This is a genomic window from Tateyamaria sp. LSS28 (genome assembly GCF_059611725.1).
This window is the reverse complement of the sequence record NZ_JCAPFI010000013.1, coordinates 1-12,770: the sequence shown is the minus strand read 5'-3', so window position 1 is coordinate 12,770 and position 12,770 is coordinate 1. Positions and strand designations below refer to the sequence as shown.

12 protein-coding genes are annotated in these 12,770 nt (G+C 59.5%); 8 read left to right on the top strand and 4 right to left on the bottom strand.

The genetic code is table 11. The features are described 5' to 3' along the window. Positions 1–29: 29 nt before the first annotated feature. From AC53L6_RS23730 to AC53L6_RS23720, 3 genes are all read left to right on the top strand, one after another. Entirely contained in the window at positions 30–584 is a 555-nt protein-coding gene (locus AC53L6_RS23730; protein ID WP_496909616.1) for a phage tail protein, read from the top strand. Positions 585–610: 26 nt separating this feature from the next. Beyond that, positions 611–1,078 carry a DUF6916 family protein gene (locus AC53L6_RS23725; RefSeq protein ID WP_496909615.1) on the top strand — a complete coding sequence of 156 codons (468 nt, stop codon included), beginning with the start codon at positions 611–613 and terminating at the stop codon, positions 1,076–1,078. Positions 1,079–1,148: 70 nt separating this feature from the next. Beyond that, entirely contained in the window at positions 1,149–1,625 is a 477-nt protein-coding gene (locus AC53L6_RS23720; RefSeq protein WP_496909614.1) for a GNAT family N-acetyltransferase, read from the top strand. Here AC53L6_RS23720 and AC53L6_RS23715 read toward each other — a convergent pair. Beyond that, positions 1,622–1,927 carry a DUF6916 family protein gene (locus AC53L6_RS23715; protein WP_496909613.1) on the bottom strand — a complete coding sequence of 102 codons (306 nt, stop codon included), beginning with the start codon at positions 1,925–1,927 and terminating at the stop codon, positions 1,622–1,624. The genes AC53L6_RS23720 and AC53L6_RS23715 overlap by 4 nt on opposite strands. Before the next feature lie 177 nt (positions 1,928–2,104). Between AC53L6_RS23715 and AC53L6_RS23710 the strand changes: the two genes are divergently transcribed. The 3 genes from AC53L6_RS23710 to AC53L6_RS23700 all read left to right on the top strand — a co-directional run bounded on the left by AC53L6_RS23710 (position 2,105) and on the right by AC53L6_RS23700 (position 6,382). Next, positions 2,105–3,151, top strand: coding sequence for a Hint domain-containing protein (locus AC53L6_RS23710; RefSeq protein WP_496909612.1), 1,047 nt, complete (start codon positions 2,105–2,107; stop codon positions 3,149–3,151). A gap of 208 nt (positions 3,152–3,359) precedes the next feature. Further along, positions 3,360–4,418 (top strand): Hint domain-containing protein, encoded by a 1,059-nt coding sequence (locus AC53L6_RS23705; RefSeq protein ID WP_496909611.1) that lies wholly within the window; start codon positions 3,360–3,362, stop codon positions 4,416–4,418. A 125-nt stretch (positions 4,419–4,543) separates the two neighbouring features. Continuing rightward, complete coding sequence (locus AC53L6_RS23700; RefSeq protein ID WP_496909610.1) at positions 4,544–6,382, top strand: tetratricopeptide repeat-containing sulfotransferase family protein; 1,839 nt, start codon at positions 4,544–4,546, stop codon at positions 6,380–6,382. A gap of 25 nt (positions 6,383–6,407) precedes the next feature. Here the strand turns inward: AC53L6_RS23700 and AC53L6_RS23695 are convergent, their stop codons facing one another. Continuing rightward, the gene (locus AC53L6_RS23695; RefSeq protein ID WP_496909609.1) at positions 6,408–7,679 is read right to left on the bottom strand and encodes a replication initiation protein; all 1,272 of its coding nucleotides are present in this window, start codon (positions 7,677–7,679) and stop codon (positions 6,408–6,410) included. A 574-nt stretch (positions 7,680–8,253) separates the two neighbouring features. Between AC53L6_RS23695 and AC53L6_RS23690 the strand changes: the two genes are divergently transcribed. Next, positions 8,254–9,654 carry an AAA family ATPase gene (locus AC53L6_RS23690; RefSeq protein WP_299211098.1) on the top strand — a complete coding sequence of 467 codons (1,401 nt, stop codon included), beginning with the start codon at positions 8,254–8,256 and terminating at the stop codon, positions 9,652–9,654. After that, on the top strand, positions 9,647–10,729 hold the full coding sequence (locus tag AC53L6_RS23685; RefSeq protein ID WP_496909608.1) for a ParB/RepB/Spo0J family partition protein: 1,083 nt from the start codon (positions 9,647–9,649) through the stop codon (positions 10,727–10,729). Before AC53L6_RS23690 ends, AC53L6_RS23685 begins: the two co-directional genes overlap by 8 nt. 399 nt (positions 10,730–11,128) lie before the next feature. Here AC53L6_RS23685 and AC53L6_RS23680 read toward each other — a convergent pair whose 3' ends face one another. Both AC53L6_RS23680 and AC53L6_RS23675 read right to left on the bottom strand, forming a co-directional pair. After that, positions 11,129–11,851 (bottom strand): class I SAM-dependent methyltransferase, encoded by a 723-nt coding sequence (locus AC53L6_RS23680; protein WP_496909607.1) that lies wholly within the window; start codon positions 11,849–11,851, stop codon positions 11,129–11,131. A 210-nt stretch (positions 11,852–12,061) separates the two neighbouring features. Beyond that, positions 12,062–12,724, bottom strand: a complete 663-nt coding sequence (locus tag AC53L6_RS23675) for a calcium-binding protein (RefSeq protein WP_496909636.1) — start codon at positions 12,722–12,724, stop codon at positions 12,062–12,064. Between the last annotated feature and the right edge of the window lie 46 nt (positions 12,725–12,770).

Below are 12,770 nucleotides of genomic sequence, written 5' to 3'. Positions count from 1 at the left end.
AGACAGAAATTTTTACGGGGAACGTTTTCATGTCAGAACCATTTATTGCAGAAATCAAGATCTTCGCTGGCAGCTTTGCGCCGCGAGGCTGGGCATTTTGCGACGGGCAGCTTTTGCCGATCAGTCAAAACACCGCGCTGTTTTCGCTCATTGGCACCACCTATGGTGGGGACGGGCGCACAACCTTTGGTTTACCCGATTTGCGCAGCCGTGTGCCTGTGCATGTCGGGACCGGCGCGGGTCTCTCAACATACAATTGGGGTCAGCGCGGTGGCATCGAAAATGTCACTCTGACAGAGGCACAAATGCCGTCCCACACGCACGTCATGCAATCAACCGGCAAGATGATCGCAGAGAGCCGCAACGGAAGCGCGGATGACCCTACCGGCAATATGCTGGCCGCGGGATCAAACATCTTCCGTCCGAACACACCAGTTGACGATGTGGAAATGGACCCTGCCATGCTCGAAGTGACGACAACGGCGGGCTTTGCGGGGGGCAACCAGTCCCACACCAACGTGCAGCCATTCCTTGCCATGTACTTCATCATCGCTCTGGTAGGCATTTACCCGTCGCGCAGCTGATTGAAGCCCGCAAAAAGGAGAGTGACATGACACACTCATTCGGATGGACACGACGGACTTTTCTGGCGGCAAAGGCCATGTTGGCGGGCAGCTTTGCCTTGCCTGCGGGGGCCATCGCCGCAACAAGCGGGGCGTCCGAAACGGCTGTTGGCACGCAAGGTGCGGTGGCACCTGCGCGGTGGTCCACAGCCACGGCAGATGAGCTTCAACCCTTTGTCGGGCAGCGGTTCCGCGTCAAAACAAAAGAGCACGGGCATGTGGTTCTGAAACTGGTGGATGTCCAATCTCCCAGCGCAGATCCCGACCGTCCGGCGCACTTGCCCCGCCGCGTCAGCGTTTCAGCATTGTTTGAAGGCCCGGAGGCGCACCTGCTGGCAGAGTCCGGAGACGGCGTGCATACCGTTTCGCATCCGCGCATCGGCACGTCGGTGGCGTTTCTGAAACCTCTGCCACGCCAAGCAGGCGGCTACGATATTGAAATGGTCCTGAACTAAAGGACCGGCGGGCACCCGGATCAACCCGGGTGCCCGTGACCTTCCCAAACATGGTGCCCCCATGTGGGACATGACGATAAACGACCTCTCAGTGCGACCCGCAGCACCGCAAGACGCTGACTTCTTGCGGACGCTTTTCATGGCGGTTCAGCGCCCGTCATTCGCTGCCGTCCCCCTGTCCGACGCGCAACTGACGCAAATGCTCGACATGCAATACAGCGCGCAGACCCAAAGCCATGCGGCAGCACATCCCGACGCGGTGGATCATCTTCTGTTGAAAGGAAAAATGTCCGTGGGCCGTCTGTCCGCCAAGCGAACGGCGGCAGGCATACACCTCATCGACTTCGCGATTGTCCCCGATCACCAGGCAAAAGGCATCGGCACATCGGTGTTGAAGGCTGTTTGCACACAAGCACATGAGCAAGGTCATGACATCACCCTGCAAGTCTTCAAGGGCAACAGTGCGCAACGGCTTTATCAAAGGCTGGGGTTCAAACCGTTTGCTGACGCGGACCCCTACCTCAAGATGATCTTGCCCGCGCCCTAGCTGAACCCGATGTTGTAATAGGTTCCGGCCTCATCCTGGTCATGGGCGCTGATGAACAAAGGCATGGCGTCTTGTCCCGGCAACGTGATCGGATAGGTCAACGCCTCGATCACCGGGTCTGGCGGGCCGGTCAGGTCCAATGTAAAAGCGGTGTGCATCACACCGCCACTGCCGTCATCCGCCCCCTGCCCCATCGGATCGACCTTGGTGAGGGTCATCGCGATCTGCTGTCCAGCGTCAAGCTGTACGTGAACGGTTTCCCCGACATGAGGTTCAAGCAATTCAGCGGTCAATTTCACCATGGCACCCGACGTGTGTTGTTACAGTTTACGAGGCCAAAGACGTGGCACAGCGCGGACAATTTGGCAATTTTTGGCGAACCTTACAGCTCAAACGGGTTTTTGCCGTTTTTTCGTTGGCAGACCAACCCGCTTACCGTACAAGTTTTTTAAATAAATTTTAATCGCAGGGAACAAACGATGCCCACATTCGAGTTTGACGACAATGGCGACACCAACAGCGGTTCAACCGTCGCAATCAATTTCACAGACGACGGCATTCCATTCACGCTCAGCACAGTTGGCAATGCCGGCGGGGCACAAATTATCGCAAATGACGGTATAGCTGGAGGTCAGATTTCGATCTCTGACTTCACCACCGGCGGGACTTATGCACTGGATGTTGGTGCCGGAAACGCGCCTGACACAAACTTTGGGGCCTCCGGTGGGAATATTACGCTGCAACTGGGTAGTACTGTCTCGGGCACCTGGAACGTTGTCTTTGTGCACGAAACCAATACGGCATTGAACCAGACATTCACTGTGACATCGGGCAGTGCCAGCGCGCCACTCAGCTTCGCCACAACAGAAAACTTCAGTGAAATCCAGTTTTCAATGACATCCGGCTTCGGGCTCATCACCGTTGGCAGCCTGACCGCCACGATCACCTGCTATCTCGCAGGCACAGGCATCGCGACACCGACAGGCCGCGTGGCCGTCGAAACGCTGCGGCCGGGCGACGAGATTCTGACCGCAGACGGCGGCACCACCACCGTCCGCTGGCTCGGCATCCAGCCCATCGACACGAAAACCGCGACACCGGCCAAGGCCAACCCGATCTGTTTCACCGCCGGCTCCATCGCCCCGAATGTGCCGTCGCGCGATCTGTTTGTATCGCCCGATCACGCCATGGACATCGACGGCATCCTCTACAACGCCACGGCGCTTGTGAACGGTCGCTCGATCTACCAGGTCGCACAGATGCCAATGGACGGGTTCACTTATTACCACATCGACACCGGGTCGCATGAGCTGGTGCTGGCCGAAGGCGCCGCGTCCGAGACCTATCTTGATGCCGTGGGCCGCGATGCGTTCATCAACGGCCACGAACAGGCGGATGCGCCGATCATCAGCGAAATGTCGGTGCCGCGCATCGTGGCGCGCCGCATGGTGCCGCAGCATGTGGTCGACGCGCTGGCAGAACGGGCCGATGCGCTGGGATACACGGCAGCCGCGAAAGTCGCCTGATCGCTTCTGGCGCTAAGACAAAAACACGAATGAAAGGATCGGCTCTGCCGGTCCTTTTTCTTTGGATCAGAGCGCTTAACATGACCTAACTGCCACTTTTTGCAGGAATTTAGCAACCCAAGCGCGATTTTGGTGTTTAATCATTGGCAGGTTAACCCCGGCACCCTAGAGGTTCTGTCAACGAGACTACAAATTCGGGGAACAATCGATGCCCACATTCCAGTTTGACGAAGGCAACGCGTTTGACATCGGCTCAAACGCGTCAATCAACTTCACGGATGACACCGTACCGTTCACGCTCAGCACAAGCAGCAACTTCGGCGGTGGACAGTTGTTCGCAGATGGCGGAGGAGCACAGCAGATCCTTATCGGCGATTCCAACACCATTGGCGGGGACTACGTACTGGATATCGGCACCGGAAACGCACCGAACACGAATTTCGGGGCCTCGGGCGGAAACATTTCCCTGCAGCTGGGCACGTCAATCAACGGGGGCTGGGACATCGTCTTTGTGCACGAGACCAACACGGCCCTGAACCAGACATTCAACGTGACGTCTGGCAATATCAGCTCGACCCTGAGTTTCGCCACAACAGAAAACTTCAGTGAAATCCGGTTCTCCTACTCGACACCCGGCGGCGGCGGCTTCGGGGCGCTGACAATCGACAGCCTGACCGCCTCGATCACCTGCTATCTCGCAGGCACCGGCATCGCGACACCGACAGGCCGCGTGGCCGTCGAAACGCTGCAGCCGGGCGACGAAATCCTGACCGCAGACGGCGGCACCACCACCGTGCGCTGGCTCGGCATCCAGCCGATCGACACGAAAACCGCGACACCGGCCAAGGCAAACCCGATCTGCTTCACCGCAGGCTCCATCGCCCCGAATGTGCCGTCGCGCGATCTGTTTGTATCGCCCGACCACGCCATGGACATCGACGGCATCCTCTACAACGCCACGGCGCTGGTGAACGGTCGCTCGATCTACCAGGTCGCACAGATGCCGATGGACGGGTTCACTTATTACCACATCGACACCGGATCGCATGAGCTGGTGCTGGCCGAGGGCGCCGCGTCCGAGACCTATCTCGATGCCGTGGGCCGCGATGCGTTCATCAACGGCCACGAACAGGCGGATGCGCCGATCATCAGCGAAATGTCGGTGCCGCGCATCGTCGCGCGCCGCATGGTGCCGCAGCATGTGGTCGACGCGCTGGCAGAACGGGCCGATGCGCTGGGATACACAGCAGCCGCGAAAGTCGCCTGATCGCCATCTTCAATTCAATGATAGGGGCCTGCATCTGCGGGCCCTTTTCTTTATCCGGGTTGCTGGTGGCGTTGCCATGACGCAGTATGCGCACAACCCAGTTTTCCAGTGCACATGAGCCAAAAATGAATTCGTCAACACGCGCCTCCGACCAGGAGAAACTCAAGCAGGTCAACGAAGAGGTCGCGCGCATCCAGCGACACCAGAACGCTGGTCGTATTGAAGACGCCGGGCAAGCCATCGACGGCTTGCTGGCCGAGCTTCCCGATCATCCGCAGATCCTGCACCTGAAGGGTCTGAACCTGCTGTTGGAAGGGCACAAGGACCGCGGCCTCGCGATCCTGGAAATGGTGGTCGAGAACGACAAGGACAACGTCTGGGCCCTGATCGATTACGCCAGTTTCCTGGCCAAGAACGGTGACGTGGACAAGGCGATCCCAAAGTTCCAGGCCGCCGTCGAAATGTCACCGAACCTTGCACTTGGACATGCAAACCTGGGCGCAGCCCTGGTTGTCAAGAAACGCTATGACGAGGCGATCAAGGCGCTGACGCGCGCCGCCGCTCTGAATGGGGACATGCTGGATGTGCAGCTTAATCTCGCACAGGCCTTTATCCGCACCCGCCGCTTCCCACGCGCCATCGAACCCCTGTTCCGGGCACTGGCCATCGACCCGCAATCGGTGGCTGCACATGTAAACCTCGCACTTGCCTTGTTCCGGGCGGAACGGCACGAGGCGTCTGAACACCACGCCCGCCGCGCCATTGAATTGGCGCCGGACGCCGCAGAACCATGGTTCCACCTGGGCAACACGCTGGCGGCCCTCGGTCGCATGGATGACGCCGCGGATGCCTTTTTGAAGGTTGCGAACCGCCCCGGCACCGGCGTGCCCGCATTGGCCCGGTTGATCAACCTGCGGACGACCACGGCTGACAGCCCCGAATACAAGCTCCTGATGCGGTTTGCCGACAAGCTCGACGACATGCCGGATCAGCTGCGCGCCGATCTGCACTTTGCGATGGGCAAGGCAGCCGACGACATGGGCGACGAAAAAACGGCCATGGACAACTACCGCAAAGGCAACGCGATCACGGCCGAGCAGCACCCCTTCAATCAGGAAAATCATACAAAACGCGAAGAACGGATGAGATCACTGGTCACGCCCGCCTTTGTGGAACAGCATCGGGGCGCGGGCCTGCACGACGTCGCACCCATCATCATTTGCGGCATGCCACGGTCGGGCACCACGCTCATGGACCAGATGTTCTCGCGCCACAGCAAGGTACAGGCGGGGGGTGAATTGCGGGCGGCAGGCTACGCCTTTCAGCAAAGCCCCGATCTGCTCAAGGTGCTTGAGGAGGAAGCGCCCGACAGCTCAGTGACCGATGACATGCTCACCACCTTTGCCGAGCACTACCAGACCTTCCTGCACAACGAAGGGCTGCGGTCGGAATACGTGTCCGACAAGATGCCAAACAACTACCTTTACGCCGGGGTTCTGGCCCTCGCCTTCCCCCGCGCCAAGGTGCTGATCATGCGCAGGCACCCCATGGACAACCTGCTGTCAAACTTCATGCAGAACTTCGGCCCGAACCAGCCAGCCTCGACCAGCATCGAAACTTTGGTGAATGTTTACAAAGAGTTCGACAAAACAGCACTGCACCAGGTCGCCACCCTGCCAAACCAGATCCGCTTCGTGAACTACGAACAGGTTGTGGCCGATCCCGAAGGGCAAATGCGCGACATCATGGAATTTGTCGACCTGCCCTTCGAAGACGACATGCTTGATCACACCAAATCCACACGTGCGGTCAACACCGCGTCGGTCAGCCAGGTGCGCGAGCCGATCTATTCAACCTCCGTCGCCAAATGGAAGCGCTACGGGCCGCTGCTGCAGGATATGGCCGAGCAGTTGGGAGATCACCTGTCGGCCGACGATCGACGCGTGTGCGGACTGGACGGCTAAGGCGCGTTCTCACCCATAGGCTTACTTAGGTGCCCAGATCCTCAAAAGCTCCGGGCACCAAATCCTCCCAAAACTCCACCATCCGTGGGGCACACAAGGCCGACGCCCAGCCAAGGCGCGCAAATTCACTGCGCATCAAATCGTCATCCAGCGAACTCAGGAACAGGCGTCGGTCCGCATCCCGCTGCGTCGGCGTCCGCGCCGCCACCAGCTCTTGCACGCGGGCCATCGTTGCTGCACGCGCGCGCCGCTCCCTTGCCACCTCGGCCTCTCTGCGGGTCTCGGCTTGGGCCTTTTCGGACAAGGCGACATCGCGCGCCTCTGCTGCCGCCACAGCCTCTGCACTAGGCTCCGGAGGCTTTGGCGCGGAATAGTCATCGCGCAAGGCCGCACTCAGATAGCGCACAGGGCTCTCAACAGCCCCCCTGCCCTTCAGATACGCGATCTTCTCCGACACATAATCTTCGCCGTGCTCCGAAATCCACTGGCGGGCCAACCGGTCACTCACGCCCAGGTCAATCAACGCGGCATAGACCGGCCCCTGCCGCACCCCTGCCCCATCGTCGATGTCCAACATGGCAAGCTGCGGGTTCTCCTTGATCAGGAACCGTATCTCAGACACCTGCCGCCCCATCTTGTGCAGTTCCGGCGTGATCATGATGTTTGACGTCTTGTTGACCTCGGCCACCGCCGGTTTGATGACCTTGGCGTTCAGATGCTTGAAACTCTCGTAGTAGGCACTGCCATCCACGCCCATCAGGCGGCGAAACAAATCCAGCGGCCACCAGCCTGTCGAACCGGTGCGCACGAAACGATAACAGTTCTCGTACAGCGCCAGGGCATGGCCCGAGGTAAAGCGGCGCTGGATGTTCAGGTTGATCAGGGCAAAGACCTTTGGATCATGCAGCTTCTCGGCCAGCGCAGGCGAATAGGCATATTCACACACGCCCCCCGACAGCTTGGCATAGGACAACAGCGCCGAAACCCCCCATTCCTGCCGCCCGTTCGCATCCAGCATATCCCACTCTGCAGTTGTCTCTGCGAGGCTGCGCAGAGACTGTTTCAGCGTCTCCATGTCATTCGAATTATACCCGACCATCATGCACAGGGTCCGCGCATCAATCTGGTGTTTGGTCTTGGTGACAAGCCCATCATACGCATTCAGCAGCAAAACGTTGCTCAGCTTGCGCTGCAACAGGGTCAGCTTGCCAGACACGTGAATCGCAGCCACGTTCTTTTTGACGGATTGCCGCCGCAGCGCACCGGTTAAGGTGTCATGGGGTATGGGCGCTTGCATGGATCACTGCTCTCATTGCCTCGAATCCCGCTCTTGCGGCGGTATTGCTCTGCATTATGACATAGAAAGGTGCCCGCGCCCAATCTTTCTTCGGGGACCCAAATACGGGATGGCGCGGTCCTGCAAACGGGTACCCAGGGGTAGGACAGTGGGTAAGTCTGGGGATAACTTGACCATCTGAGTCGCAAACACCCCAGAAAAAGCGTCTCTAATCAAGGGGCACCGCATTCAGGCGCCCCTGCCCCTGCGAATCGGCACCCCTTGTCCTGCACATGGGTCCCTATCATCCTGTATTTGGGTTCCCTTTGTCCCGCATAGTGGCACCGAAGTGCATTTAAATATTTGTTTTGGATGCAATTTTCTGAGCCAAAGATTCGAAACTAGATCAAAGATCAACAAGTTTATATTGTCTCTTTTTCAGTATGATACAGTGATGGAAACTCGGGTTTCGCACGCGAAACCTCCCGACAGCCGAAAATATGTCCCTCTTCTTTGCGATTCACTTGTTGCGCAAGATGTGCGATGATTTGCCTGATAACATCGAAAAAAGATGATCTAGGCAAGGCAGCAGTACATGGACCGAAAGTCTGACACACCCCTCCCCCCGTATTTCAATCTCGACCCACAAGCCGCCGCTGGCAAGTTGAGCGATCCTGTCGACACCGCCCGATTCGCCAAGGCCGCCGCCTTTGCTGGCCGTGGCCGGGATGATCTGGCCAAACGTGGATATGCCCCTGATGGGCGCAAGAAGCTGCGCAAGTTCTCGACCTGGGAGGTCTGCCGCTATCTGATCCCCGTGGCTCCGGCCCATCTGCGGCGGGTGCTGAACAAGAATCCCGATCTGCCGCAGGGCGAGGGTCAGGGCAGCGCGAAATGGTTCAGCCTCGAAGAGATACTGACGCTGCGCGACCATTTCGCGTCCGAAGGGGTCAGCACCAAAGAATACCGCCCCTATCGCCCCGAAGGCCTGCCGGCCAAGGTCGTCGCCGTCGCCAACTTCAAGGGTGGTGTGGGCAAGACAAGCACCGCCGCGCATCTGGCCATGTCAGCGGCCCTGGATGGGTACAAAGTGCTTGTGGTGGACCTTGACAGTCAGGGGTCCATGACCTCGATCATGGGCGGCACGGTCGAGGATGAATGGCAGACTGTCTTCCCCCTCCTCGCCCGCGACTACGCCACCCAACTGCAAGCCGAAAACCGGGTGCGCGCAGCCGCTGGTGATCCCGAGTTTCCGCTGGACGAAACCCTGACCGAAGCGCTGGAGGTTTCGCTGCGAAACGTGGTTCAGAAAACCCACTGGCCCAACATCGATCTGATCGGCGCGCAGCTGAACCTGTACTGGGCGGAATTCCAGATCCCCGTCTGGCGGATGAACCTGCGCAACTGGCAGCTTTGGGATGCCCTTAATAACGCGCTCGAAGACGGGGGCGCGCTCGATGAATACGACGTCATCCTGCTCGATACGCCGCCCGCACTCGGCTACCTGACGATCAATGCTCTTGCCGCCGCCGACATCATTCTGGTGCCCCTTGGCGCCTCGTTCCTTGAGTTCGATTCCACGGGCCGTTTCTTTGATATGCTGTACTCCACATTCGCCTCGATCGAGGATGGAGAGAACGCCGCAAGACGGCGGGCCGGACTGCCGGAAATGAAGTTTGAATGGGATGTGGTGCGGGCGATCATCACCCGGTTTGACGCCAGCCAACAGACCGATCTGGCCAACGTCATTCAGGCGTATTTCGGCGACATGACCAACGCTTACCGGCAGGAATATACATCCATGGTCGGCCAGGCGGGTGAGAGTGTGAGCGGGATTTACGAGGCGGATTACCGCGATTTCAACCGCACCACATATGTCCGCGGGCGCGAGACGTTTGACCGGACGTATGCCGAGTTCAAGGAGATCCTGCTGGGGTCCTGGTGGCGCGATGACCAAGAGCGGAAGGCGGCTGAACAGGAGGTGGCCAATGGCTAAGCGCAGACAGTTGGAAGTTCCCTCGGCCGAGGCGCTGAAAGAAATCGAGGAAGGTTTCGCGCGCGAAACCCCGGGCCCGACGCGCCGCGCACCGATTGCGGATGTCGCCGCGGATGCGGCCCTGCACGCCGATCCACGGCCCCTTGCGGATCGCGAGGATCAGGCCCGCACAGCAGCAGAAATTGAGGCGTTCACGGATGCCAAGGCGCGGGGGCTGGTGGCGGTTGAATTGCCCGTCGAAGAGATACGGGCCGATGCGCTGAGCAGGGATCGGGTGGGGCTGAACGAAGAGGACATGGCGGAGCTGCGCCGGTCCATTGCGGACCATGGCTTGCGTTTGCCCATCGAAGTGTTTGAGCCGTCGAACCCGGAAGGGGCGGGCAAGTATGCCCTGATTTCCGGCTTCCGCAGATTGGCGGCGGTGCGCGAGTTGAACGAACTTTCGGGCGGTCAGAGACACCAGACGATCCCGGCCTTTGTTCGGTCGCCCGACAGTCTGGCCGCGGCTGTTGTCGCCATGATCGAGGAGAATGAAATCCGATCAGGGCTGAGCCAATACGAGCGGGGCAGGGCGGCTGCCGTGGCTGTTCATGAGGGTGTCTTTGCTTCGGTGGACGAAGCCGTCGGAACGCTGTTTTCTTCGGCCTCGAAAGCGAAGCGATCCAAGATACGATCCTTTGCCCTTGTCCACGAGGAGCTGGGTGACATGCTGCGCTTTGGTCCCGATCTGAGCGAGCGGCAGTGCCTGCGCGTGGCAGCCGGTCTGAGGGCGGGGCAAAGCGAAAATATGCGGCAGGCGCTTGAGAGCCATGCCATTGGCAATGCCGACGATGAGTGGGCCGTTCTGGAGCCGCTGATCGAGGCCATTGAGGGCATGGCCCCGGACCCCAGCCGGGGAGGGCGGCCGCGCAAGGTTGTGGAGCGGTCTGCGCCAGTGCGGCTGGCCAACAAAGTCACGATGGAGCGGGTCCAGACAGAAGACGGCTTTGCCATTCGGCTGCGCGGCCCGCATGTGAACGAAGAGCTGATCGAACAGGTCATGGATCGGATCAAATATCTGCTTGAAGAGATTTGAAGCCGGGGCAGGGGGTTTCGCGTGCGAAACCCCCTTTGCCTTGTGACGACTCGAACTCGTTTGCACGTGCGAGCAGAGCAAAAAGCCCCTGTTAGAGACTGTTTTGCCAGGATATCAGGTGTTCGCAGACGTTAAATGTTCTCTATGTGTTCTTCATTCTCTTGTCCGAGATGTAGATGCCGAAGTCTGCTTTTAGGGGTGCTGACCGCCTGTCATCATCAGAGAGGCCGATTTTAAGCCTTTAGAGAGCCAACTTGGTCATTCTGGTGAAGAGGGGGGCAATAGCGGCAAAAGGCGCGTCTGAGGGCCGTTTTCTGGGCCTCAGACGCTGCGTTGGCATTGTCCACACCAAAGGTCGCTGCGCGGTGGGCGACGCAAAGAGGGCAGGGGACCCGCGACTTAGCCGGTCCGCGCGTCGATCCAGGTCACTGCATCGCCCCATTCGCACAGCGGTAGACGGTCGACATTCTCGTAGAGCCAGCCGAAGCGTTGGGGCAGCAATTCGGCTTCCATATCAACCAGCGGATCGGCATCCGCGTCTGCTTGCAGCAGCCCAACGCCGTGGTCGATCAGGATCAGTTTGAAGTGCAAACCGCGCGTGGCTGCGATCTCCACGGCAACTTTCCAGACATCGCCCGTCCAGCCGAGGTTCATGCGTGGCATGTGTTCCTGTTTCCAGTTCACGGGCATAAGGTCATGCAAGGCGATCCAGCCGCCCGGCTTGAGGCAGGCCAGCGCATTCGCCACGTCGCGGTGGACCTGGGTGTATTCGTGCAGCCCGTCGATCCAGACGAAATCAAACTGCTTGGTGTTCGTTGCGAAAAAGTCGTCCGAGGTCATGCGGACGGTGCCGCCCTTGACCGGGTCCACGCCGGTCTTGTCACTGACGGGCAGGGCGTCAAACAGGTCGTTCGATCCGCAGCCCACCTCGAGATAAGCACAGTCCATCGGCAGTTTGCGCAATACGTAGTTCACCAGTGCGATGCGGTTGTGGTGCGTGCCTTTCCAGTGCCATTTGAAACCGCGCGGGTAGGCGGCGTGCTGGAAGTGTTCTGCGATCTGGCGGCGGCCTTCCCCGTCCAACTCTTCAAAAGGTACTTGTAGAAAATCGGGGGTCGTCATGTTCGTTCCTTTGCACAATGCACTGTTGCCTGTCGGCTTGTCGCGCAGATGTTAAGGTGGCGCAGCGGTGCACGCCAGAGGGGTTTTTTGACTGGTGGGCCCCGACCGCGGTTTGATGCCAATGCGGATGCAAAAAGGGCGCCGTCGCTTTGTGCAACCGCGCCCGGATTTTTATTTGTTACAATGGCTTAGCCCATTGGAAAGCCGTCGTTAGACAAAGGTCACATCGTCGAACAGGAAGGTGACGTTGGTGACGTTGTTCAAAGTCAGGCTGTTGCCGCCGCCGAAGTCGAGCACCAGGTTTCCGTCCACGACGCTGGAGTAGTTGGCCAGATCGCTGCCCACCGGCATGCCTTCGTCCAGAAGCGAGGCTTCGATCTCGAGCGCATCGACGATCAGCGAGTAGTCGCGGATTACGTCGTCGCCGCCGTTGAAGACAAACAGGTCAGCGCCCTGGCCACCGCGGAGCAAATCATCGCCCGCACCGCCGTCCAGCGTGTCGTTGCCGGAGTTGCCTTCGAGGTTGTCGTTGCCGCTTCCGCCCTGCAGGCTGTCAAAGCCATTGAGCCCGCGCAGCAGGTCATCGCCGTCGCCGCCTGTCAGGGTGTCAAAGCCCAGACCGCCGCTGAGCGTGTCGTTGCCTGTCCCGCCATCGAGGACATCGTTGCCATTGCCGCCGTTGAGCGAGTCGTCGCCTTCGCCGCCTTCGAGCGTGTCACGGCCATTCAGACCCAGCAGGGTGTCATTGCCAGCCCCGCCTTGCAGGCTGTCAAAGCCCAGGCCGCCATTGAGCGTGTCGTTGCCCGCGCCGCCGTCCAGCGTGTCGTTGCCGAAGCCGGAGTTCAGGCTGTCATCGCCGTCTTCGCCGTTCAGGTTGTCGAAGCCGTTGAGGCCAAGCAGCGTGTCGTTGCCCGATCCG

Coding starts and splice junctions, on each gene's coding strand:
- AC53L6_RS23720 (WP_496909614.1), top strand. CDS start 1,149: ATGACGATAAACGACCTCTCAGTGCGACCCGCAGCACCGCAAGACGCT.
- AC53L6_RS23715 (WP_496909613.1), bottom strand. CDS start 1,927: ATGGTGAAATTGACCGCTGAATTGCTTGAACCTCATGTCGGGGAAACC.
- AC53L6_RS23690 (WP_299211098.1), top strand. CDS start 8,254: ATGGACCGAAAGTCTGACACACCCCTCCCCCCGTATTTCAATCTCGAC.
- AC53L6_RS23725 (WP_496909615.1), top strand. CDS start 611: ATGACACACTCATTCGGATGGACACGACGGACTTTTCTGGCGGCAAAG.
- AC53L6_RS23710 (WP_496909612.1), top strand. CDS start 2,105: ATGCCCACATTCGAGTTTGACGACAATGGCGACACCAACAGCGGTTCA.
- AC53L6_RS23680 (WP_496909607.1), bottom strand. CDS start 11,851: ATGACGACCCCCGATTTTCTACAAGTACCTTTTGAAGAGTTGGACGGG.
- AC53L6_RS23700 (WP_496909610.1), top strand. CDS start 4,544: ATGAATTCGTCAACACGCGCCTCCGACCAGGAGAAACTCAAGCAGGTC.
- AC53L6_RS23730 (WP_496909616.1), top strand. CDS start 30: ATGTCAGAACCATTTATTGCAGAAATCAAGATCTTCGCTGGCAGCTTT.
- AC53L6_RS23685 (WP_496909608.1), top strand. CDS start 9,647: ATGGCTAAGCGCAGACAGTTGGAAGTTCCCTCGGCCGAGGCGCTGAAA.
- AC53L6_RS23695 (WP_496909609.1), bottom strand. CDS start 7,679: ATGCAAGCGCCCATACCCCATGACACCTTAACCGGTGCGCTGCGGCGG.
- AC53L6_RS23705 (WP_496909611.1), top strand. CDS start 3,360: ATGCCCACATTCCAGTTTGACGAAGGCAACGCGTTTGACATCGGCTCA.